General features: G+C 61.7%; 19 protein-coding genes. 1 reads left to right on the forward strand and 18 read right to left on the reverse strand.

Features of this window, described 5'->3' with window-relative positions; translation table 11 throughout:
* Positions 1 to 414 precede the first annotated feature (414 nt).
* Positions 415 to 1,959, forward strand: a complete 1,545-nt coding sequence (gene ppx / locus FEU76_RS03675; protein ID WP_144980461.1) for an exopolyphosphatase — start codon at positions 415 to 417, stop codon at positions 1,957 to 1,959.
* Here ppx and tilS read toward each other — a convergent pair.
* The 18 genes from tilS to rpsB all read right to left on the reverse strand — a co-directional run bounded on the left by tilS (position 1,956) and on the right by rpsB (position 22,629).
* Positions 1,956 to 3,251: a tRNA lysidine(34) synthetase TilS gene (gene tilS, locus FEU76_RS03680; protein ID WP_144980464.1), complete on the reverse strand. Its 1,296-nt coding sequence runs from the start codon at positions 3,249 to 3,251 to the stop codon at positions 1,956 to 1,958. The genes ppx and tilS overlap by 4 nt on opposite strands.
* Positions 3,232 to 4,188, reverse strand: coding sequence for an acetyl-CoA carboxylase carboxyl transferase subunit alpha (gene accA / locus FEU76_RS03685; RefSeq protein WP_039175245.1), 957 nt, complete (start codon positions 4,186 to 4,188; stop codon positions 3,232 to 3,234). Before accA ends, tilS begins: the two co-directional genes overlap by 20 nt.
* Positions 4,189 to 4,283: 95 nt before the next feature.
* Complete coding sequence (dnaE, locus tag FEU76_RS03690; protein ID WP_144980467.1) at positions 4,284 to 7,787, reverse strand: DNA polymerase III subunit alpha; 3,504 nt, start codon at positions 7,785 to 7,787, stop codon at positions 4,284 to 4,286.
* 39 nt (positions 7,788 to 7,826) lie between these two features.
* Positions 7,827 to 8,444 (reverse strand): ribonuclease HII, encoded by a 618-nt coding sequence (gene rnhB, locus FEU76_RS03695; protein WP_144980470.1) that lies wholly within the window; start codon positions 8,442 to 8,444, stop codon positions 7,827 to 7,829.
* A complete protein-coding gene (lpxB, locus tag FEU76_RS03700) occupies positions 8,434 to 9,609 on the reverse strand; it encodes a lipid-A-disaccharide synthase (protein ID WP_144980473.1) in 1,176 nt (391 codons plus the stop codon). Before lpxB ends, rnhB begins: the two co-directional genes overlap by 11 nt.
* 27 nt (positions 9,610 to 9,636) lie before the next feature.
* Entirely contained in the window at positions 9,637 to 10,404 is a 768-nt protein-coding gene (gene lpxA, locus FEU76_RS03705; RefSeq protein ID WP_039175241.1) for an acyl-ACP--UDP-N-acetylglucosamine O-acyltransferase, read from the reverse strand.
* Positions 10,401 to 10,844 (reverse strand): 3-hydroxyacyl-ACP dehydratase FabZ, encoded by a 444-nt coding sequence (gene fabZ / locus FEU76_RS03710; protein WP_026001844.1) that lies wholly within the window; start codon positions 10,842 to 10,844, stop codon positions 10,401 to 10,403. The genes lpxA and fabZ overlap by 4 nt, the downstream gene beginning before the upstream one ends.
* A 136-nt stretch (positions 10,845 to 10,980) precedes the next feature.
* Entirely contained in the window at positions 10,981 to 12,018 is a 1,038-nt protein-coding gene (gene lpxD, locus FEU76_RS03715) for a UDP-3-O-(3-hydroxymyristoyl)glucosamine N-acyltransferase (protein ID WP_039175343.1), read from the reverse strand.
* 55 nt (positions 12,019 to 12,073) lie between these two features.
* A complete protein-coding gene (locus FEU76_RS03720) occupies positions 12,074 to 12,574 on the reverse strand; it encodes an OmpH family outer membrane protein (RefSeq protein ID WP_039175240.1) in 501 nt (166 codons plus the stop codon).
* Positions 12,575 to 12,593: 19 nt separating this feature from the next.
* Positions 12,594 to 14,945: an outer membrane protein assembly factor BamA gene (gene bamA, locus FEU76_RS03725; protein ID WP_373294982.1), complete on the reverse strand. Its 2,352-nt coding sequence runs from the start codon at positions 14,943 to 14,945 to the stop codon at positions 12,594 to 12,596.
* 98 nt (positions 14,946 to 15,043) lie between these two features.
* A complete protein-coding gene (gene rseP / locus FEU76_RS03730; protein WP_039175238.1) occupies positions 15,044 to 16,402 on the reverse strand; it encodes an RIP metalloprotease RseP in 1,359 nt (452 codons plus the stop codon).
* Between the two features lie 26 nt (positions 16,403 to 16,428).
* Entirely contained in the window at positions 16,429 to 17,640 is a 1,212-nt protein-coding gene (gene ispC / locus FEU76_RS03735; RefSeq protein ID WP_096922081.1) for a 1-deoxy-D-xylulose-5-phosphate reductoisomerase, read from the reverse strand.
* Entirely contained in the window at positions 17,637 to 18,458 is an 822-nt protein-coding gene (locus tag FEU76_RS03740) for a phosphatidate cytidylyltransferase (RefSeq protein WP_144980476.1), read from the reverse strand. Before FEU76_RS03740 ends, ispC begins: the two co-directional genes overlap by 4 nt.
* Positions 18,451 to 19,236, reverse strand: coding sequence for a polyprenyl diphosphate synthase (uppS, locus tag FEU76_RS03745; protein ID WP_039175235.1), 786 nt, complete (start codon positions 19,234 to 19,236; stop codon positions 18,451 to 18,453). Before uppS ends, FEU76_RS03740 begins: the two co-directional genes overlap by 8 nt.
* A 105-nt stretch (positions 19,237 to 19,341) precedes the next feature.
* Positions 19,342 to 19,899 (reverse strand): ribosome recycling factor, encoded by a 558-nt coding sequence (frr, locus tag FEU76_RS03750; RefSeq protein WP_039175234.1) that lies wholly within the window; start codon positions 19,897 to 19,899, stop codon positions 19,342 to 19,344.
* Positions 19,900 to 19,903: 4 nt separating this feature from the next.
* Positions 19,904 to 20,671 carry a UMP kinase gene (gene pyrH, locus FEU76_RS03755; RefSeq protein WP_039175233.1) on the reverse strand — a complete coding sequence of 256 codons (768 nt, stop codon included), beginning with the start codon at positions 20,669 to 20,671 and terminating at the stop codon, positions 19,904 to 19,906.
* Between the two features lie 122 nt (positions 20,672 to 20,793).
* A complete protein-coding gene (gene tsf, locus FEU76_RS03760; RefSeq protein WP_039175232.1) occupies positions 20,794 to 21,663 on the reverse strand; it encodes a translation elongation factor Ts in 870 nt (289 codons plus the stop codon).
* A gap of 216 nt (positions 21,664 to 21,879) precedes the next feature.
* Entirely contained in the window at positions 21,880 to 22,629 is a 750-nt protein-coding gene (gene rpsB, locus FEU76_RS03765; protein WP_039175231.1) for a 30S ribosomal protein S2, read from the reverse strand.
* Between the last annotated feature and the right edge of the window lie 21 nt (positions 22,630 to 22,650).

The following is a 22,650-nucleotide window of genomic DNA, read 5'->3' on the forward strand; positions in this document are numbered from 1 at the left end:
GGTGTGTTAGAAAATTGCTCATGAAAGCTGGGCGACGAGCGCCGGGAATAAGACAGGAGGCGAGGCCTAAGTCATTAGGGCAAAGCGCCGAGTGATGCGTTCAGACTCCATCCAGGCACACGCTCGATTGATAAGTATGGGCAGTCGCGTCGGCCATGATGTAGCCATTAGCCGTAATTGGTGACCGCTGGGCGTGAGGGTAGGTTATCTGACGACTTGGACATCTGGCTGATGCCATCGGAATACGTCTTGCTCGGGGTGCCGAGTCAACACGCTTGTCTGGACGTACAAGCCAACTCGGATCAGGCCAGTTACCCGATGGTAGTCAAGCCCCGCGACAAACGCAAGCCTTTGGCAATTGACAATAGCCAGAGGGCGCCGCAACCTTGGCATAGCCAACTTGAAGGATAGCTCATGCCCAAGGACATTTCGCTCCCCACCGATGCGCCTAACAGCGAAGTAGACAGCGCTGCCCCTCAGCGCCTGGCCGCCATTGACCTGGGCTCCAACAGCTTTCACTTGCTGGTTGCCAACTACCAGAACGAGCGGCTGCAAGTCGTTGCCCGGCAGGGTGAGAAGGTGCAGCTTGCTGCAGGCCTGGATGCTAATGGCTACCTCAGCGAAGCCGCCATGCAGCGGGCGCTGGATTGCCTGTGCCGCTTTGCGCCCTTCCTGACCGACATAGAGAGTGCCAACCTGCGGGTGGTGGGCACCAACGCGCTGCGCGACGCCCACAATAGCCAGGACTTCATCGAACGCGCCGAAGCCCAGCTTGGCCACGCCATTGAAATCATTGCGGGGCGTGAAGAGGCCCGACTGATCTATCTGGGTGCCGCCCATGCCCTGGCCGAGAACGGCCGCCGCCTGATCGTCGACATTGGCGGGGGCTCCACGGAATTCATCATTGGTGAAGCCTTCGAGCCCAAGGCGCTGGAGAGCCTGCGCATGGGCTGCGTGACGTTCAGCCAGCGCTTTTTTGCCGATGGCGAGATTACCGAAAAGCGCATGCGCCGCGCCGAGCTGGCGGCACTCTCGGAACTGGCCAATATCCAGCGGCCTTACCAGCGCCTGGGCTGGGATGACCCGGTGGGCTCCAGCGGCACGATCAAGGCTGCCGCCAGCGTTCTGTTCGCCTACGGCGATGCGCCCCAGGAAGGGGTGATTACCCGCAGCGGCCTGCAAAAGCTCAGAGAGCGGCTGGTAAAGTGCAAGCACCTGGACAAGGTCGAGCTGGATGGCCTGAAGGCAGACCGCGCCCGGGTATTCCCGGCGGGCATCGCCATTCTCAATGCCGTTTTCGAAGCCTTCGACCTGCACCAGATGCGTTTTGCCGATGGCGCGCTGCGGGAAGGCGTGCTGTATGACATGGCCGGGCGCAACAGTGCCGAAGACACTCGCTCGCGTACCCTGGAGCTGCTCAAGCGCACCTACGATGTGGATACCCGGCAAGCCGAGAACGTGGCCGACACCGCTGGGCGGCTGTTCAAACGACTCCAGTCCTCCTGGAGGTTGAGCAACGAACAGGGACATTTCCTGAACTGGGCCAGCCATGTCCACGAGATCGGGCTCGCCATTTCCCATAGCCAGTTCCATCGTCACGGCGCTTACTTACTGGAGCATTCGGACCTGGCCGGGTTTTCACGCCCGGAACAGCGCTTGCTGGCCTTTCTGGTGCGCGCCCATCGACGCAAGTTTCCGCTCAAGGAGTGGCAGGCACTGCCCGCATCCCAACAGCCCACGGCGGGCAAGCTGGCTCGCCTGCTGCGTCTGGCGGTTCTGCTCAATCACTCTCGGCCCGAAAGCCCTCCGGCGCTGCCACACATCGTGGTCGATGACAGCGGCGAAGGTTTGGTGATCACGCTCCCCCAGAGCGATGAGCCTACCCTGCTGAGCACCGACCTGGAGCAAGAGCAGGGGCATATTGCGGGGGCGGGTTTCGTGCTGACGCTCGTCAGCTAGTCAGGATACCGCACCGTCACCCCCGCCGCCTGCCAGAGCACTCTGGCAGGCGGCTGCAATATGGCCAGGCAGCATTCTCCTTCCATCACCAGCAGCAGCCGCTGACGCTCCCAAGGGGGGATCGACTGCTCCTGCAACCAGCGTTTCAGGTCACGACGGCCACGCCCCGGCAGCACCAGCGCTTCTCCGCCCTGACGCCCGCGCAGCACGAATGAGGCGCTAGCCGCATCCTGTGCTTCCGTTGCTACCTCGAGCGCCAGCGTGCCCAGCGGCGTCGTCAGACCTGCTCGGCCATCCCACACCGCCTGCCAGCCATCCAGCGGTGCCTGCGGAGCCATCACGTAAAGCCCGCCCCGCCATACCCGCGCTTCTGCCCCGGGCCATGTGATGTGCACGCACGCCTGAGCGGCAGCACGCAACTGGTCCAGCAGGCTGGCCAACCGCGCCTGTGGCGGCGTCGGTAACCCGTGTTGCTGGCACAGCGTCCGCACCAGCAGCCGTTGGCGAGGGAGTGGCAGCGCGGCCAGGGCATGGGCGTCGATACACCCGGGCGACAGCGCCAAACCGGCCAGCTCATCGGCAGCGTAGCTGGCCAGTAGCCCATCGGCCTCTCCCGCCCAGGCGGCACTGCGGGCCAACGCCCGGGCGGCCCCGGGCCAACGCTGGCCGAGCACGGGCAGCACGGCGTGGCGCAGGTAGTTGCGATCGTAATAGGTATCCTGATTGGTAGGGTCTTCGCACCACGCCAGCCCCTCGTGCCGGGCAGCCTCGCGCAGCTGGTCTCGCCGAACGCGCAGCCACGGGCGCAGCAGTACACGCCCCTGCCACTCACGGCGCCAAGGCATGCCAGCCAACCCACGAATACCGCTTCCGCGCAGCGCTGCCAGCAGCCAGGTCTCTGCCTGATCATCCTGATGCTGGCCCAGCCATAGCGTGTCGCCGGGGGCGAGGTACTCGAAAAAGGCCTGATAGCGCGCCCGCCGGGCAGCGCCTTCGATACCCTCCCCCTGCGGTTCGACGCTGACCCGCGCCACGCTGAGCGGGACGCCGAGCCGCTGGCAAAGCGCTGTACAGTGGGCTTCGAAGTCGGCGGCGGCAGGCTGCAAACCATGGTGAACGTGCAGCGCACGCAGGCTGCGGCCACGCAGCTGGCAGGCCCTTGCAGCCAGAGTCAGCAGCAGCGAGGAGTCCAGTCCGCCCGAGAGCGCCACCCAAACGCAACGCCCCGGCGGGGTCTCCGCCAGGGCGTCGTCGAGCAGCGCAAGCAGTGCGTCAGGCGGCAGGGGCGCCATAGCTCATCAAGCGTGCGTAGCGGCGCTCCAGCAGCGCCTCATGGTCCAGCGCCTGGAGCCGATCGAGGCTTGCCGTCAGCGCTTCCTTGACCCGCTCTGCGGTGGTGACGGGATGACGGTGGGCGCCGCCCAGCGGCTCCTTGATCAACGAGTCCACGAACCCCAGCTCCTTGAGGCGCTCGGCCGTGATACCCATGGCCTGAGCCGCGTCGGAGGCCTTCTCGGCACTCTTCCACAAAATGGAGGCGCAGCCTTCCGGCGAGATGACCGAGTAGGTGGAGTACTGCAGCATGTGCAGCTCGTCACACACGCCAATCGCCAGGGCACCACCGGAGCCACCCTCCCCGACCACCGTAGAGATGATCGGCGTTTTCAGCCGCGACATGACGGCCAGGTTATAGGCGATGGCTTCCGACTGGCCACGCTCTTCGGCATCGATGCCGGGGTAGGCGCCAGGAGTGTCGATGAAGGTGAGAATGGGCATCTTGAAGCGCTCGGCCATCTCCATCAACCGGCACGCTTTGCGGTAGCCTTCCGGACGCGGCATGCCGAAGTTGCGGCGCACTTTCTCTTTGACGTCGCGGCCCTTCTGATGGCCAATGACCATGACCGGCGCATCGTTCAGACGAGCAACGCCACCGACCAGCGCCGCGTCGTCGGCGAAGTTGCGATCACCGTGCAACTCGTCGAAGTCGGTAAAGATGTACTCCAGGTAATCCAGCGTATAGGGGCGCTGCGGGTGCCGCGATAGCTGGGAAACCTGCCAGGGGGTCAAGTCCTTGAAGATCGACTCCGTCAGCTTGCGGCTTTTCTCTTCCAGTCGAGCAATCTCGTCAGAGAGGTTCACCTGGCTGTCGGAGCTGACCAGACGCAGCTCTTCGATCTTTGCCTGGAGCTCGGCAACGGGCTGTTCAAAATCAAGATAATTTGGATTCATCGGCTCTGCCTGTAAGCTGCCTGTCATAAAAAGGCATTGTCAAAACGCATCTCGGTTGGGGCCATTATCGCACCCTGACCCCACCACGCAAGGGCTCAGCGATAGCGTAGCTGAACCCCCACCTGGCCCTGAACGTCACGCAGGGCCAGCAGCAGGTCGTCGCTGGGGGCCACTTTCCACTCATCGGCCAGCTCCAGCCACCCTACGGCGTCCGGATGGCGATACTGCAACCTCACCGGCAGGCCTTCGCTATCCCGGTAAGGCGCAAGGCTGTCGCGCAGGCTATCCACCAGGCGGCCATTGATCTGCCCGGCATCCAGCGCCAGTTCCACGGCCTGGCCATAGCGCACCCGGGCGGTGACCATCGGGGTGACGTCCTTGCCGCGCAGGCGCAGCCCGCCCGAGAAGTCATCGCTGGAGACTTCTCCCTCGACGATGATGACCTGATCCGACTCGATCTGACCGCGCAACTGGTCGAACAGCTCACCGAACAGCGACGCTTCGATACGCCCGGTGCGGTCGTCCAGCGTGATGAAGGCCATGGTGTCGCCACGCTTGGACTTCATGGTGCGCATGGCCACCACCAGCCCTGCCACCCGCTGGGGCTCGCGGGACGGCTTGAGGTCGCTGATGCGCGTAGAGACAAAGCGCTTGAGCTCGCGCTCGTACTCATCGATGGGGTGACCGGTGAGGTAAAGCCCCAAGGTGTCTTTTTCCCCCGAAAGACGCTCGCGGTCGGTCCACTCCCGGGCATGGCGGTACTCGGCGTACACATCCCCAGCCTCTTCTTCGGCAGCAAACGCGTCCCCGAACATGTCCAGCATGCCCAGATTCTGGTTGGCATGGTTCTGGGCGGCGGCCTTGAGGGCGTCTTCCATGGCGGCCGCCAGCACGGCACGGTTGGGGCCCAGGGTGTCCAGCGCCCCGGAGCGAATCAGCGCTTCGAGGGTGCGCTTGTTCATGCGCTTGGGGTCGATACGGCGGCAGAAATCGAACAGGTCCTTGAAGGGGCCATCGGCATTGCGCGCCTCGACGATGGCACCAATCGGGCCTTCGCCCACACCCCGGATAGCCCCCAGGCCGTAAACTACGCGGCCTTCCGTATCCACGGTGAACTTGTAGCCACCCACGTTGACATCCGGGGGTGTCACGGTGAGCTTCAGGTGGCGGCACTCTTCGATCAGCGGTACCACCTTGTCCAGGTTGTCCATCTCGGTGGACATGACCGCCGCCATGAACGGGCCTGGGTAGTGGGCCTTCAGCCATGCGGTTTGGTAAGAAACCAGCGCGTAGGCCGCCGAGTGCGACTTGTTGAAGCCATAACCGGCGAATTTCTCCACCAGGTCGAAGATGTTGCCCGCCAGGTCCTTGTCGATACCGTTGGCGGCACAGCCTTCCATGAAACCGGAGCGCTGCTTGGCCATCTCTTCGGGCTTTTTCTTGCCCATGGCCCGGCGCAGCATGTCCGCCTGGCCCAGGGTGTAGCCCGCCATCACCTGGGCAATCTGCATGACCTGTTCCTGGTACAGGATGATGCCGTAGGTCGGCGTCAGTACCGGTTTCAACAGTTCATGCTGGTAATCCGGGTGTGGATAAGATACTTCCGCCCGGCCATGCTTACGGTTGATGAAGTCATCCACCATGCCCGACTGCAGCGGGCCCGGACGGAACAGGGCTACCAGGGCGATCATGTCGTCCAAGGAGTCGGGCAGCAGCCGCTTGATCAGCTCCTTCATGCCGCGGGATTCGAGCTGGAACACCGCCGTGGTCTCTGCCCGCTTGAGCATTTCGAAGGTCTTGCCGTCGTCCAGCGGGATGGCATCGATATTGAGCGGGCCCTGGCCTGCTGCATCGCGCACCTTGTCCACCATCTCCAGCGCCCAGTCGATGATGGTGAGGGTCCGCAGCCCCAGGAAGTCGAACTTCACCAGCCCGGCGTCTTCGATGTCGTTCTTGTCGAACTGCACCACCAGCCCGGCGCCATCCTCGTCACACAGCAGCGGCGAAAAATCGGTCAGCTTGGTGGGCGCGATGACCACGCCCCCCGCGTGCTTGCCGGTGCCCCGGGTGGTGCCCTCCAGCTTCAGGGCCATTTCCCAGATCTCTTCCGCCTCTTCATCGTTGTCGATGAACTCCTTGAGGGCGGGCTCCTGCTCGATGGCCTTGGCCAGCGTCATGCCCACTTCGAACGGGATCAGCTTGGAGAGCTTGTCCCCCAGCGAGTACGGCTTGCCCTGGGCACGGGCCACGTCACGCACCACGGCCTTGGCGGCCATGGTGCCGAAAGTGACGATCTGGGAGACCGCGTTGCGGCCATAGCGGTCGGCAACATAGTCGATGACCCGGTCGCGCTTCTCCATGCAGAAGTCGACGTCGAAGTCGGGCATCGAGACACGCTCGGGGTTGAGGAAGCGCTCGAACAGCAGGTCGTAGCCAATCGGGTCCAGGTCGGTGATCTTCTGGGCGTAGGCCACCAGCGAGCCCGCGCCGGAACCCCGCCCAGGGCCAACGGGCACGCCGTTGTCCTTGGCCCACTGGATGAAGTCCATGACGATCAGGAAGTAGCCTGGAAACCCCATCTGGATGATGACGTTGAGCTCGAACTCCAGGCGGTCACGGTAGCGCTGCTCGATCTCACGGAAGGCGTCGCCGTCGCGGGGGTACTCCTCGGCGGGAAACAGAAAGTCGAGCCGCTCGGTCAGGCCGTCATGGGAGACCTGGCGGAAGAACTCATCCTGGGTCATGCCCTCGGGGATGCCGAATTCCGGCAGGAATATCTCGCCCAGGCGCACATCCACGCTGCAGCGCTCGGCAATCATCACGCTGTTTTCCAGCGCTTCCGGAATGTCGGCAAACAGGGCCGCCATCTCTTCCGGGCTTTTCAGGTACTGCTCTTCGGTATAGCGGCGCTCGCGACGTGGATCGTCCAGCGCCTTGCCTTCCCCGATGGCAACACGGGTTTCATGGGCCCAGTAATCGTCGCGGGCCAGAAAGCGTACGTCGTTGGTGGCCACCACCGGCGTGTTGGTCTCGATGGCCAGCTTGACGCTGGCGTGCACGCAGGCTTCCTCCAGCGGCCGCCCTGTGCGCACCAGCTCCAGGTAGAAACGGTCGGGAAATGCCTGCTGCCACTCCTCCAGCAGTTGGCGCGCTTCACGATCGTGTTCCGACAGCAAATGACGGCCAATGTCGCCATCGCGGCCGCCGGACAGCGCAATCAGTCCGTCGCTCTGAGCCAGTACCCACTGCTTGTCGAGAATCGCCCGCCCCTGGCGCTGCCCGTGGGTCCACCCCTTGGAGATCAGCTCGGTGAGGTTGCGATAGCCGTCCTGGTTCATGGCCAGCAGCGTAATGCGATACGGGTGCGCTTCATCGTGGGGATTGGCCAGCCACAGGTCGCTGCCGATGATGGGCTTGAGCCCCGCCCCTTGCGCCGCCTTGTAGAACTTCACCAGGCCAAACAGGTTGGTCTCGTCCGTCAGCGCCAGCGCGGGCATCCCCCGTTCAGCGGTGGTACTGACCAGCGGCTTGAGCTTGACCAGACCATCGACCAGGGAGTATTCACTGTGCAAACGAAGATGAACGAACGGAACCGTCATGAGACTCTCAGCATAAAGCGCAAATGAAAAAAGGCAGCGCTACAGCAGCGCTAACTGACGCTGTACCGGTGCAAAGCTTTTGCGGTGTTCGGCCAGCGGGCCATGGGCTTCCAGAGCCGCCAAGTGCTCTTTGGTCGGATAGCCCTTGTGGCGCGCAAAACCATACTCAGGATAGCGTAAATCCAGCGCGGCCATCTGTGCGTCCCTGGCCACCTTGGCCAGAATCGAGGCGGCGGCAATCGCAGGGTGGCGCGCATCGCCTTTGACGACGGCCTGGCCCGGCAAGGCGTGCCCCGGTAGCCGGTTGCCATCCACCAGCAGGTATTCGGCGACGGGCATCAGGGCATCGATGGCGCGCCGCATGGCCAAGTGCGTGGCATGATAGATGTTGAGCGTGTCGATTTCGGCGGCGCTGGCCTCGGCCAACGCAAAGGCCAATGCCCGCTCCCGTATCTGCACGTCCAGCTGCTCCCGCTTGCGGGCCGTGAGCTTTTTCGAATCGGTCAACCCTTCGATGGGCGCCTGGGGGTCGAGTATCACCGCCGCCGCCACCACGCTGCCGATCAGCGGGCCACGCCCCACTTCATCCACACCGGCCAGGTAGGGGCCGGTGTAGGCCACTACCAGCGGGGGATAATCACTGGAATCAATGGCCATCCGTGACGGCCTCCAGCGGCTGCCCCGCCGCCAGCGCCGCCACGGCCTGGGCAGCACGCTGGCTGGCATTGCGCTGTAGCGCGGCGTGCATGGCGGCAAAGCGCTCTTCCAGCGCCTGACGGGTGGAAGCACCCTCCAGCAGCTCGCCCACCTGCAGGGCAATGGCCTCCGGCGAGGCGGCGTGCTGAATCAGCTCGGGAACCACACTCTCCTGGGCGATCAAGTTGGGCAAGGAGATCCAGGCCGTCTTGACCAGCCGCTGGGCAAGCCAATGGGTTGCGGGCGCCATCTTGTAGGCCACCACCATGGCCCGGTGGCACAGCATCGCTTCGAGAGCGGCCGTACCTGAGGTGAGGAGCACGGCATCGCTGGCCACCATGGCCTCTCTTGCCTGGCCGTCCAGCAGCGTTACCGACGGATGCAATGCGGGATAGCCGGACAGCAGCTCGGCAAGCTCCCGATGCCGCTGGGCTGTCGCCGCAGGGATCACGACCTGCAGGCCAGGATGGCGCTGGCAAAGCAGCGTGACCGCCGCCAGGAAGGTCGCTCCCATGAAGCGGACTTCATTGCCACGGGAGCCCGGCAGCAGCGCCAACACCGGCCCGTCGAGCTTTAAGCCCAATGCTTCACGGGCCGCCTGACGGTCGTTGACCAAGGGCAGCTCATCCGCTAGGGGATGGCCCACGAACGCCACCGGCACGCAATGCTGACGGTAGAAGTCGGCCTCGAAGGGCAGCAGCGTCAGCATGCCATCCACGGCCTTGGCAATGTTCTTGACCCGCCCCTGGCGCCAAGCCCATACAGAAGGGCTGACGTAATGGGCCGTGGTCACGCCCGCTTTCCGCAGCTGTTTCTCCAGCCCCGTGTTGAAATCGGGCGCATCGATGCCAATCATGATGTCCGGCTGCCAGGCCAGCGCGTCTTCCCGCAGAGTACGGCGTACGCGAATCAGCTCGGGAAGGTGCTTGAGCACCTCGACCAGCCCCATCACCGATAGCGTTTCCAGTGGAAAGCGGCTTTGCAGGCCCTGAGCTTCCATGCGTGGCCCGCCCATCCCGCGAAACTCCACGTCAGGAAACCGGGCGCGTAGCTCACGCATGAGCCCCGCGCCCAGAATATCGCCAGAGAGTTCGCCTGCCACAAGGTATACGCGTTGCAGTGTCATGGAGACAAGACAGCCAGTTGAGGTGTATTAGCGCACGATACCGCGCGTGGAGCGCTCGATGGAGTCGGCAAACTGCGCGACTTCCGGCAGGTCGAAGCGGCTGCGCATATCGCTGACAGCTTGTTCGACGGTCAGCCCTTGGCGGTAGACCAGCTTGTAAGCAGTGGTCAGGGCGGCAATCGCCTCGCGGCTGAAGCCACGGCGCTTGAGGCCGACCAGATTCAGGCCACGCGCTTCGGCAGGGTTGCCGTTGATCATGACGAACGCCGGGGTATCCTTGGTGATGATCGAGCCACCGCCCGCCATGGCATGGTCCCCAAAATGGCAGAACTGATGCACCGCCGAGAGCCCGCCCAGAATGGCATGGTTGCCCAGCGTCACGTGCCCTGCCAGGGTGACCTGGTTGGCCAGGATGCAGTCGTTGCCGATCACGCAGTCATGGCCAACGTGCACGTATGCCATGAACAGGTTGCGCGACCCGATGGTGGTTTCGCTGCGATCCTGCACCGTACCACGGTGCAGCGTCACCCCTTCACGGATCACGTTATCGTCGCCCATGACCAGCCGCGTCGGCTCACCGGCGTACTTCTTGTCCTGGCAATCTTCACCCACCGAGGCAAACTGGAAAATACGCGTGCGCTCGCCGAGCACGGTAGGCCCCTTGATTACCACGTGGGGGCCGATGACGGAACCGGCGCCGATGGTGACATCGGGCCCGATCACGCTAAAAGGGCCGACCTCGACGTCATCGGCCAGTCGTGCCGTGGGGTCGACCAGTGCAGTAGGATGTATCAAGCCACCTTCCTCTCGGCACAAATGATTTCTGCTTCACACGCCAGCTCGCCGTCCACCGTGGCGCGACAGGCAAATTTCCAGATGCCGCGCTTGCCACGAATGACGTTGGCTTCCAGCGTCAGCTTGTCACCCGGCATGACCGGGCGCTTGAAACGTACGTTATCGCTGCCGACCAGATAGTAGACATAGCCATCTGCCGGGAGCTTGTTGACCGTCTTGAAGCCCAGAATGCCACACACTTGCGCCAGTGCTTCGACGACCAGCACGCCCGGCATGATGGGGTGATGCGGAAAATGGCCATTGAAGAATGGCTCATTGATGCTTACGTTCTTGTACGCCACGATGGCTTCGCCCACGGTCAGTTCCGTGACTCGATCCACCAGCAGGAAGGGATAGCGGTGGGGCAAGTATTCGCGAATTTCGTTGATATCCATAACCATCGTAACGACCTCTAAATAGACATAGCGCCTGAACCCTGTCAGGCAGGTACCAGCACTCCTGCTGGCCAAAAGGCAGAGGATTATAACTTGCTGTTATCAAGCCTCAAGCCACTCGTCCTTGAATTCCTTGTTTGCTTCACGATTCTCGCTGGCTTTTTTCCAATCGCGCCAATCGTTTGGCAATATCATCCAGCTGTTTGAAGCGCACTGCGTTCTTGCGCCATTGAGTGTTGCTCATGGCGCCCGTGCCGGAGGAGTAGACACCTGGCTCATGAATCGAGTTGGTGACCAGACTCATGCCCGTTACCTGCACCCCGTCGCACAGGGTCAGATGACCCGACAGGCCAACGCCGCCACCCAGCATGCAGTGCTTGCCCACTTTGGTGGAGCCCGCAATGCCTACACAGCCCGCCAGGGCGCTGTGGTCGCCAATCGTGACGTTATGGGCGATCTGCACCTGGCTGTCGATCTTGACGTCATTGCCAATGACCGTATCACCCAACGCACCACGGTCGATACTCGAACAGCTGCCGACCTCGACATCATCGCCGAGAATCACGCCGCCCAACTGAGCGATCTTGTGCCAACCGGCACCATCATGAGCGAAGCCGAAACCATCGCCACCGATCACACAGCCGCTTTGCAAAATGGCGCGCTTCCCGACGATGACACCGTGGCACACCGTCACGTTGGCGTGCAGCCGAGTATCGTCGCCCAATCGGCTGTCGGCACCCACCACGCTGCCTGCGCCAATCACCACGCGATCCCCCAGCACCACGCCAGACTCGATCACCGCATTGGCCTGAATCGAGATACCCTCGCCCAAGGTGGCATCTTCCGCCACGATGGCACTCGGGTGGATACCCGGGACATCACGCGCAGGCAACGGGTCAAACAGCTGCGACAGCTTGGCATAGCCAAGATAGGGGTTGCTCATTTCCAGCCGCGGCACGGGGCAATTCTTGCCGTGCTCTGGATGCAGCAGAACGGCGGCTGCACGCGTGGTGGCCAGGTCTTTGAGATACGCACGATTGGCAAGAAACGCCACCTGATCGGGCGTTGCTTCCTTGAGGGTGGCCAGGCCACGAATTGGCTGGTCGGCGTCGCCCTCGAAATCAACGTCCAAGTGACGTGCGATATCGGCTAGGGTGAGGTGTTGAGAAGCGTGCGTCATGGGAGCCCAGGAAAGCAGCGGTGCGGCCAACGAGCGCCGCACCCACGGTCATGAATTAGTTCAGCGAATCAAAAATCTGCGTGACCTCGTTGGTCACGTTGGGAAGATCCGTCGAAGAGTGCAGCACTCCCTGCGGCTCTACCAGCACGTCGATGTTGTGACGCTCCAGCACCTGCTCGACGGCACGCTCGAGCTTCGACTCGGCGCTTTCGAGGAACTGCTGCTCGGAGGTTTGCTGCGCCTGCATCACTTCACGACGAAGCTGCTCGAAACGGCTGCCCTTCTGCTGCAGCTCGGCAATCAGCGCATCGCGCTCGGATTGCGACATGGTCTCGCCCTGCTGCTGCAAGCGAGTTTGCAGCTGCTGCAGCTCGTTACCCAGCGACTGAGCTTCGCGCTGCTGGCCACCAATCTGGCTTTCCAACTGGCTCAGCGAGGATTGTGCCGACTGAGTGTTCATCAGCGCTGCGCGCCAATCCAGTACAGCGACTTCAGCCGCGTAGGCGGGTAGCGTCATGGCCCCGAACAGGCACACAGCGGCGGTCAGTTTACGCATTATCATGACACTCCTTGAATTAGAACGTTTGGCCAAGCGAGAACTGGAAGAACTGCGTATCATCGCCACTTTCATCGTTTAACGGCTCTGCGATGCTGAAGGTCAAGGGACCCACGGGCGTCAGCCAGGAAAGGCCAATACCCACACTGTAGCGTAAATCGCCCAGATCCACGCCGGAACTGCAACGCTGGCGGCCCGCGTCTTCTTCCAGCACGTCATAGCAGGAGCTCAGGAAGGTATTACCGGCATCCAGGAACAGCGAAGGCTGTACCGAGCGCTGGTTCTCGACGAACGGCATCGGGAAGAGGACTTCTGCGCTGCCTTGAACCAGCACGTTACCCCCGAGGGTACGGTCACGTGCACCCTCGCGGGCGGGCGTGGTGCGCTGCCCCAGAGTATTGGACGTGAAGCCACGCACCGAGCCCAGGCCCCCTGCATAGAAGTTCTCGTAGAAGGGGTAAGGGTCATTGCTGGCCAGAGTATCGGCATAGCCCAGGTTACCGCTGAACTTGAATGCCCAGGTCTCATCGTCGTTGATCGGGAAGAGCTGCTGCGCGCGGGCCTGAACCTTGTAGTACTCCGCATCGCTGCCCGGCACACCGGTTTCCAGCGAGAGACGCTGGTAATTACCTGCCGTCGGCATGATACCGCGGTTCAGGTTGTTGCGGGTCCAGCTGGCGGTCAGCTTCAGGCTCTGAGCGTTGTCACCCTCATCTTCTACGTAACGGCGAATTTCAGAGGCCGTATCGAAGTAGGTCTTGACGGTGATGTCTTCGATGCTCGCCCCGAAGTTGAGCCGCGACAGCTCACTGATGGGGTAACCGAAGTTGATGCCCGCGCCGTAGGCGTCGGTGGAGAACGTGGAAATATCGGAGTCGGCGTAGTCCGTCTCGCGATAGAAAACGTTATAGCCCCGTGAAATACCGTCCAGGGTCCAGTACGGGTCGGTAAAGGCAAAGTTCACGCTGGTGAACGTGTCACTGCGCTGAGCGCCGATGTTGACGCGGTTACCGGTACCCAGGAAGTTGTTCTGGGCCAGGCCGACGCCGTAGATCACCCCGGCGCTCTGCGAGAAACCGACGCTGGCCGAGACCGAACCAGACGGCTGCTCTTCGACGTTGTAGGTCACGTCCAGCAGATCAGGCTGCCCTGGCACGGGCTGAGTGTCGACTTCCACCTGGCTGAAGAAGCCAAGACGCTCCAGACGCTGGCGCGACTGGGTGATGGATTCCGTGGAGGCAGGCGCGCCCTCCAACTGAATCATTTCACGGCGCAACACTTCATCCTGCGTGGTGGTGTTACCAAAGAATTCGATACGACGCACGTAAGTACGCTGGCCTGGGTCCACGGCGATCACCAGATCGACCGTTTCACCGTCACCGGCCATTTCAGGGATACCGCGCACCTCGGCAAAGGCAAAGCCTTCGGCCCCCAGGCGCTGACGCAGGGCTTCCGTAGAGGCGTTGACGTCGCCACGGGAGAAAATCTCGCCACTGCTGACCTGCAGCAGGTTGCGCGCTTCGCTTTCGCTGATTTGCAGGTCTCCGGCAAACCGAATGTTGCCGACCCGATACTGGGTGCCTTCGTCGATGTTCAGCGTCACGAAGATCTCGGACTTTTCAGGCCCAATCGAGACTTGCGTGGAGGTCACGTCGAAGTTGACATAGCCACGGTCGAGGTAGAAAGAGCGCAGGCGCTCGATGTCCCCCGAGAGCGCTTCTCGGGAGTACTCGTCCCGCGAGAACCAGCCAAAGAAACGTCCTGGGCGGTCGTTCAGCTCGAAGACGCTACGCAGCGTGTCGTCATCGAAGTCACGGTTGCCCACGATATTGATCTGGCGAATCTTGGCCACTTCACCTTCGTTGATATCGATGTTGACCTGCACTCGGCCTTCATCGATTTCATCCACGGCGACATTGATGCTGGCACTGTAGCGGCCCTGCGCCTGGTACACCCCTTCCAGTTCACGCTCGATGTCGTCCAGGGTAGAGAGCTGCAGCACTTGCCCTTCGGAAAGGCCGGACTGGCGCAGGCCATTACGCAGGTCGTCATCGGAAATCTGACGGTTGCCGGTAATGTTCAGGCGAGCAATGGTGGGACGCTCGACGACCTGGATGACCAGAACATCGCCTTCGCGGGCCAGCGAGACGTCCTCGAACAGGCCGGTGGCGAAAAGGTCACGCGCGGCGGCGGCCAGCTGCTGCTCATCGACGCGATCATTGGCACTGACAGGAAACGCATTAAAGACCGAGGCGGCGGATACCCGCTGTAGTCCTTCCACACGAATGTCCGAAACATCAAAGGATTGTGCCTGGGCGCCGCTGGCGCCCGCCAGCAAGAGTGCCGCCATTCCAAGGGTCTTGATTTTCATGCAGTCAGTTCGCTCGCGTTGGTCTGCCTGTCGTTGAGACAGGCACCATATACATTTGTGCAGGCAGATGACAAGCCATCCACGCGCTACACGCGTTATTACCACAGGCGCATCAAGTCAAAATAGAGCGCCATCAGCATCAGGGTGCCTACCATGGCCAGCCCTATGCGAAGACCTATTGCTTGTGTCTGCTCGGATACCGGTCGCCCGCGCAGCACCTCGACAAAATAGTAAAGCAAATGACCACCGTCGAGCACGGGGATAGGCAGCAAATTTAGCACACCCAGGCTGATCGACAGATACGCCAGAAAGCTGACGAAGGCTTCGGTGCCCGCACGCGCCGAATCTCCGGAGATTTGCGCGATGGTGATGGGCCCCGACAGGTTGGAGGGCGAAATCAGCCCCACCAGCATTTTACGAATGGCATCTACCGTGAGCACGACCATGTCACCGGTACGTGACAACGCTTGGCCCAATGCCTCGATGGGTCCATAGCGAATGTCGCGCAGCAGCTCGTCAGGCCAGTTGACCGGCTCGGCACCTGCCCCAATGTACCCAACCTCGACGCCACTCTCCAGCGTATTGCGACCTGGGGTCATGGTGAGCGTGCCGGATTCACCGTTGCGCTGGTAATCCACGCGAAGGGCTTCGCCTGCGCTGTCACGGATGATCTCGACGAACTGCATCCAGTCGCGAACCGGCTCACCGTTCAACGACGTAATACGATCTCCCGGCTGGAGGCCAGCCTCGGCCGCTGCCTGCCCCTCAAGCACCTGCCCAAGCACGGCAGGGACATCAGGCCGCCACGGCACGAAGCCCAGCGTTTCCAGCGGTTGCGGCGGGTCTTGGCGAACCATGTAGCGGCTGATCGGCAGTTGATACGCACGCGAGGCACTGCTGCCTTCCGGACGCGCTTCGATCTCCAGCTCGCCATTGAAGCCGATCATCGACACCAGCTTCAAATTGATCTCTTCCCAGGAGCGCATGGCATCGCCCTGGATGGCGGTAATTTCACTGCCCTGAGGCAAGCCGGCCTCGGCCGCTGGCGAGTTGGGCGTGACCGGCCCGACAATCGGCGCCACCGTGGTGGTACCGGCCACGAACAGCGCCCAATAAGCCACGATGGCCAGCAGGAAATTGGCGATGGGGCCCGCCGCCACGATGGCGATACGCTGCCAGACGGTCTTGCGATTGAACGCCTGGTCCAGCTGATCTTCAGGGACCGGCGCTTCGCGCTCGTCGAGCATTTTCACGTAGCCACCCAAAGGAATGGCGGCCACCGCAAATTCGGTCCCGTGGCGGTCCACCGTCGACCACAGCGGCTTGCCGAAACCGACCGAGAACCTCAGCACCTTCACACCGCACCGGCGCGCCACCCAAAAGTGGCCAAACTCGTGAAACGTGACCAGCAGGCCCAATACCACGATAACCGCTAGAATATTCTGTATCAGGCCCACGCCGTGCTCCTTTACATGACCCGCCGTTAAAGTGGAGAGTGCTCAGCCATTCGCTGGCGCACGATGATTTCCGCCTGCTCACGCGCCCAGCGATCCGCATTCAATACTTGCTCGAGAGACGCGGCATCGCCCTGATAAGGCTGTGCCATGACCGCTGCCACCACCTCGGCAATCTCGCTGAAGCCGATGGTTTCGGTCAGAAAGGCATCCACCGCCACTTCGTTGGCCGCATTGAGAATGGCTGGCGCCGCGCCACCCTTTTGAATCGCTTCTCGCGCCAGCCGCAAACAGGGAAACAGTGCCTCGTCAGGCGCCTCGAAATCCAGTCGTGCCACCTGGAACAGATCCAGCGCTTCGACGCCAGCATCGATGCGCTCCGGCCACGCCAGGCCGTAAGCAATCGGGGTACGCATATCGGGGTTGCCCAGTTGGGCAATCACCGAGCCATCGTCATAGGCTGCCATCGAGTGGATGACGCTTTGCGGGTGTACGACCACCTGTACCTGCTCAGGCGCGGCGTCGAACAGCCAGCAGGCCTCGATCAGCTCCAGCCCTTTGTTCATCAGCGTGGCGCTGTCGACGGAGATCTTGCGTCCCATGGACCAGTTCGGATGTGCACACGCCTGTTCGGGCGTCACCTTGGCGATGTCGGCCGCCGCCCAGCCCCGGAAGGGACCGCCCGACGCGGTCAACAGCAGTTGACGCACGCCATGCTTGGCCAGCCCACCACGATGCTCGCTGGGTAGACACTGATAGATGGCATTGTGTTCAGAATCGATCGGCAGCAGGATGGCACCAGAGCGCTCGACCGCCTCCATGAACAGCGCGCCACTCATGACCAGCGCCTCTTTGTTGGCCAGCAGCACGCGCTTGCCTGCCTCTGCCGCCGCCAGCGCTGGCAGAAGGCCAGCGGCCCCCACGATGGCGGCCATGACGGTATCGACCTCTGGCTCACTGGCGACATCGCATAGCGCCTCGGGGCCAGAGAGCACCTTGGTATCGATGCCCGTTGGTGCGAGTGCCTGCTGAAGCCACTCGGCATCGTTCGCGTCATCCAGCACCGCAAACCGGGGCCGATGTTCCCGACACTGCGCCAGCAGGGCTTCTTTTGAGGTATGGGCCGTCAGCGCATAAACGCGATAGCGGTCAGGGTGGCGGGCGATCACATCCAGAGTACTGGTGCCTATCGAGCCCGTGGCCCCGAGCACCGTCACTTGCTGAACAGGCACGGTACTCATAGCGCACTCACCTGGGCCTGTAGTACCAGCAGGTAGAACAAGGCAAAGATCGGTATGGCGGCGGTCAGGCTATCGATACGGTCCAGCACGCCCCCATGGCCGGGCAGCAGCTGGCTGGAATCCTTGATGTCACGGTAACGCTTGAGCATGCTTTCCAGCAGGTCACCCAGCACCGAGATCAGCGTGACGACGGCCGTGACCAACAGCAGCGCGATGCCACCAGCGACGCCCAAGGGCTGCCACAGGGCGAACAGCAGCGCCAGCAAGCTCGTAGCGGCAAGCCCGCCCAGCACGCCTTCCCAGGACTTGCCGGGGCTGACCCGCGGGGCCAGCTTGCGCTTGCCCCAACGGCGGCCAGCAAAGTACGCGCCGATGTCCGCGCTCCACACCAACAGCAGCACGAACAGCAGCCACACGGCGCCGCTATCACGCAGGACGTTGAACCCCACCCAGCAAGGCAGCAGCACCCAGGCGCCCATCGACAGCCGCCGGGTGGTGCTCTGCCACTGCTGGCCCGCCGCCGGGTACTGGGTCACCCAGTACAGGTTCAGCAGCCAACCGGCGGCAGCCAGCCATAGCGGCCAGATGGCATAAGCCGCCCCACTGAACCACAGCAGCGCCATGAGCATTGCCATTCCGACGACGCAACCGAGCCGCTGGCTCGGTTGCGTCACGCCTGCGAGATTGGTCCACTCCCAGGCACCCAGAAGCACCACGACGGCGGTAAACAGCGCAAACGCGCCGCCCTGTAATCCAAACAGCCCGGCCAGCACCAGGGGTGCCAGCCAGGCAGCGGTGATGATTCGCTGTTTAAGCACCTTGCGCCTCTATTTGTTCGTCGGTCATGCCAAAACGGCGACGTCTCAAGCAGAAATCGTCGACCGCCTTGTCGAAAGCCGCCCCGTTGAAGTCGGGCCACAGCAAGGGTGAAAAATGCAGTTCTGCATAGGCCAGCTGCCAAAGCAGGAAATTGGACAGGCGCTGCTCGCCACTGGTGCGGATACACAGATCCACCGGCGGCACCTGCTCGACCCCCATGGCAGCATCCATCCGCGCTTCGTCAATGGCGTCGGGGCTCAACTCGCCTGCGGCGACCTGCTCGGCCAATTGGCGTGCGGCGCGAGTGATATCCCACTGGCCGCCGTAGTTGGCGGCAATCACCAGGTGCATGCCCGTATTGTCGGCAGTCAGTGCCTGAGCACGCTGAATGTGTTTCTGGATGGCGTGGGAAAAGCCACGCTGCTCGCCAATGATGGAAAGCCGTATATTGCGCTCGTGAAGCTTCTTGACCTCGCGTTTCAAGGCCATCAGAAAAAGCTCCATCAGCGCGTTGACCTCGGCCGCTGGACGCTTCCAGTTTTCACTGGAGAACGCAAACAGGCTGAGGGTTCCAACGCCCCGCTCGGCGGCACGCTCGATGACGGCACGCACGGCTTCGACGCCCGCTCGATGGCCCCGCGCACCTGACAGCCCACGCGCCCGAGCCCAGCGATTGTTACCATCCATGATGATCGCAACATGGGACGGCATCACCCCCTCGGATCGAGAAGGCTCCGTGCCGCCCGGCTGCTGTGGGGGAAGCTGGGGGGAGGTCATGGGGTCTCGCACCAAAGATCAATCATATTAAAGCCAAGCGATGGCCCACGGGCAGCCAGGCTGCCCGTGGTGAAGTGAACGCAGTCTGCGATGTCGACGACATCGTTATACCTGCATGAGATCCTGCTCTTTTGCTGCCAACGCCTTGTCGATCTCGGCGATGTACTTGTCGGTCAGCTTCTGGATCTCGTCTTCGCCCTGGCGCTGATCATCTTCAGTGATCTCTTTCTCTTTCAACAGCGACTTGAAGTCACCGTTGGCGTCACGACGCACGTTACGCACCGCCACACGGGCCGTCTCGGCCTCGCCACGCGCCTGCTTGATGTAGCCCTTGCGCGTTTCTTCGGTGAGCATCGGCATGGGCACGCGAATCACGTTACCCGCACTGGAGGGGTTGAGCCCCAGATCAGAGGTCATGATCGCTTTTTCGATCTTCGGCACCATACCCTGCTCCCAAGGAGCAACGGCCAAGGTGCGCGCGTCTTCGACGCTGACCGAGGCCACCTGATTCAACGGCACTTGGCCACCGTAGTACTCAACGGTCACGGCATCCAGGATGCTGGGATGCGCACGCCCGGTACGAATCTTGTTAAAGTTGACGTGCAGCGCCTCGACGCTCTTCTTCATGCGAGATTCTGCATCTTTCTTGATGTCGTTGATCACGTTGTTACCCTCTGTCTATCAGCGTGCCTTCCTTGCCCCCTACTACCAGATTCAGCAGGGCACCAGGCTTGTTCATATCGAATACCCGCACCGGCATATCATGGTCACGTACCAGGCAGATTGCGGTCAAATCCATCACGCCCAGCTTCTGCTCCAGAGCATCGTCGTAGGAGAGCTGGTCGTATTTTACGGCGTCGGGGTACTTCACCGGGTCCTTATTGTACACGCCGTCCACCTTGGTGGCTTTGATGACGACGTCCACGTCCACTTCGATACCGCGCAAGCAGGCGGCCGAGTCCGTGGTAAAGAAAGGGTTGCCGGTGCCTGCAGAAAACAGCACCACGTCACCGGAAGTCAGGTAGCGAATGGCAGTACGGCGGTCATAGTGCTCCACCACACCGCTCATGGGAATCGCCGACATCACCCGTGAACGAATATTCGAGCGCTCCAGCGCATCGCGCATGGCCAGGGCATTCATCACGGTGGCCAGCATTCCCATGTGGTCACCCGTCACTCGGTCCATGCCCGCTTCGTTCAACGCAGCGCCACGGAACAAGTTACCACCTCCAATCACGATACCCACCTGCACACCGATCCCGACCAGCTGGCCGATTTCCAGTGCCATTCGGTCCAGCACTTTGGGGTCGATACCAAAATCGTGCTCTCCCATCAGTGCTTCGCCCGACAGCTTCAGCAAAATACGCTTGTATTTCGATTTCGACTTGTCGAGTTTCGTGGCAGCGGGGGCAGACTCTTGAATCTCACGTGACATGGCATCTCTCCTGAGGCAGACCTGGACACAGGTGGGCGAGACAGCACCTGTATTTCACAGGGGCCGGATACACGAAGGCGTGCGCTCGCGCGCACGCCATCATCTTACAGAAACATTCGACCTTAGCGACGGCCAGCCTGTTCCATAACTTCTTTGGCAAAGTCGACTTCTTCTTTCTCGATGCCTTCGCCCACTTCGAAACGAGTGAAGCTGACCACTTCACCGCCAGCTGCCTTGACGAATTCGGCAACGGTCTGGTTCGGGTCTTTGACGAAGGGCTGCTCGGTCAGGCTGTTCTCGGCCAGATACTTCTTCAGACGGCCTTCGACCATCTTCTCGGCGATCTGCTCGGGCTTGCCTGCCATGTCCGGCTGCGCCAGGATGATGGCTTTTTCTTTGTCCAGCTCTTCCTGGGGCATGTCGGCCGGATGAGCCACGGCCGGGTTGATGGCAGCAACGTGCATGGCAACGTCCTTGGCAACCTCGGCATTGCCGCCTTTCAGCACGGTCAATACGCCAATACGGCCACCGTGAACGTACTCGCCAACCAGGCCAGCGTCCACTGCGTCTACCACGACGGCACGACGCACGCCGATGTTCTCGCCGATTTTCTGAACCAGCTGCTCACGCGCAGACTCCAGGTCGCCCGCCATCACGGCAGCCACGTCTTCGCTCTTGGCAGCGAAGAACGCATCAGCGATCTTGTTGGAGAAAGCGATGAAGTTGTCGTCGCGGGCAACGAAATCGGTTTCAGAGTTGATTTCGACCATGACGCCGTAGCTGCCGTCTTCAGCAACACGCGTTACCACGGCGCCTTCTGCAGCGGTACGACCCGCTTTCTTAGCGGCTTTTAGGCCAGAGCTTTTACGCAGGTTTTCGATCGCCACGTCAATGTCGCCGCCGGCTTCGGTGAGTGCTTTTTTGCACTCCATCATGCCAAGACCGGTACGTTCGCGCAGTTCCTTAACCTGAGAGGCGCTGATAGCTGCCATGAGATTTCACCTCGGAAATGGTTCTAACTGAGAGTTAAACGCGCTACAGAGTATACGCACGATAGATGACCGTTGCGTATCACGGTGCAGAGCGCTTGCCGGCACCTGGTGCTCGGCGTGATCGGCCCGCCTGGGCGCGCCCAAAGCGGGAAAAAGGGGGCATAAGGCCCCCTCTTGACGATGCGGCTCAACTGCCCGCCGCACCCACTGCCAGTGTTACTCGGCAGCAGCGTCAGCGTCGGCAGAAGCGGCTTCTTCCGTCACTTCGACAAACTCTTCGGGACGACCTTCTTTCGCACGGGTGCACGCGTCGGCAATCGCCTTCACGTAGATCTGGATCGCGCGGATGGAGTCATCGTTACCCGGGATCACGTAATCAACGCCATCCGGGTTAGAGTTGGTATCTACCACGCCAATGACCGGGATACCCAGCTTGTTGGCTTCGTTGATCGCGATGCGCTCGTGGTCAACGTCGATAACGAACAGTGCGTCCGGCAGGCCGCCCATGTTCTTGATACCACCGATAGAACGCTCGAGCTTCTCTTGCTCACGCGTGGCCATCAAGACTTCTTTCTTGGTCAGCTTGTCGAACGTGCCGTCTTCGCGCATGACTTCCAGGTCACGCAGACGCTTGATGGACTGACGAATGGTCTTGAAGTTGGTCAGCATGCCGCCCAACCAGCGATGGTTGACGAACGGCTGGCCAACACGGTTGGCTTCTTCCTTGATGATCTTGCTCGCGCTGCGCTTGGTACCAACAAACAGGATCTTGTTGTTGGAAGACGCCATCTTCTCGATCACGTCGATCGCTTCGTTCAGCGCCGGCAGAGTGTGCTCAAGGTTGATGATGTGGATCTTGTTGCGCGCGCCGAAGATGTATTTGCCCATCTTCGGATTCCAGTACTTGGTCTGGTGACCGAAGTGAGCGCCTGCCTTCAGCAGGTCACGCATATTGACGTGAGACATGGTAAAACTCCTGAAACTCGG

The organism is Halomonas sp. C22, from assembly GCF_007655045.1.
GTDB lineage: Bacteria > Pseudomonadota > Gammaproteobacteria > Pseudomonadales > Halomonadaceae > Vreelandella > Vreelandella hamiltonii.

Coding starts and splice junctions, on each gene's coding strand:
- rnhB (WP_144980470.1), bottom strand. CDS start 8,444: ATGGCCATTGATTCCAGTGATTATCCCCCGCTGGTAGTGGCCTACACC.
- FEU76_RS03720 (WP_039175240.1), bottom strand. CDS start 12,574: ATGCGTAAACTGACCGCCGCTGTGTGCCTGTTCGGGGCCATGACGCTA.
- lpxB (WP_144980473.1), bottom strand. CDS start 9,609: ATGACACTGCAACGCGTATACCTTGTGGCAGGCGAACTCTCTGGCGAT.
- uppS (WP_039175235.1), bottom strand. CDS start 19,236: ATGACCTCCCCCCAGCTTCCCCCACAGCAGCCGGGCGGCACGGAGCCT.
- fabZ (WP_026001844.1), bottom strand. CDS start 10,844: ATGGTTATGGATATCAACGAAATTCGCGAATACTTGCCCCACCGCTAT.
- accA (WP_039175245.1), bottom strand. CDS start 4,188: ATGAATCCAAATTATCTTGATTTTGAACAGCCCGTTGCCGAGCTCCAG.
- ispC (WP_096922081.1), bottom strand. CDS start 17,640: ATGAGTACCGTGCCTGTTCAGCAAGTGACGGTGCTCGGGGCCACGGGC.
- pyrH (WP_039175233.1), bottom strand. CDS start 20,671: ATGTCACGTGAGATTCAAGAGTCTGCCCCCGCTGCCACGAAACTCGAC.
- rpsB (WP_039175231.1), bottom strand. CDS start 22,629: ATGTCTCACGTCAATATGCGTGACCTGCTGAAGGCAGGCGCTCACTTC.
- dnaE (WP_144980467.1), bottom strand. CDS start 7,787: ATGACGGTTCCGTTCGTTCATCTTCGTTTGCACAGTGAATACTCCCTG.
- lpxD (WP_039175343.1), bottom strand. CDS start 12,018: ATGACGCACGCTTCTCAACACCTCACCCTAGCCGATATCGCACGTCAC.
- bamA (WP_373294982.1), bottom strand. CDS start 14,945: ATGAAAATCAAGACCCTTGGAATGGCGGCACTCTTGCTGGCGGGCGCC.
- tilS (WP_144980464.1), bottom strand. CDS start 3,251: ATGGCGCCCCTGCCGCCTGACGCACTGCTTGCGCTGCTCGACGACGCC.
- ppx (WP_144980461.1), top strand. CDS start 415: ATGCCCAAGGACATTTCGCTCCCCACCGATGCGCCTAACAGCGAAGTA.
- tsf (WP_039175232.1), bottom strand. CDS start 21,663: ATGGCAGCTATCAGCGCCTCTCAGGTTAAGGAACTGCGCGAACGTACC.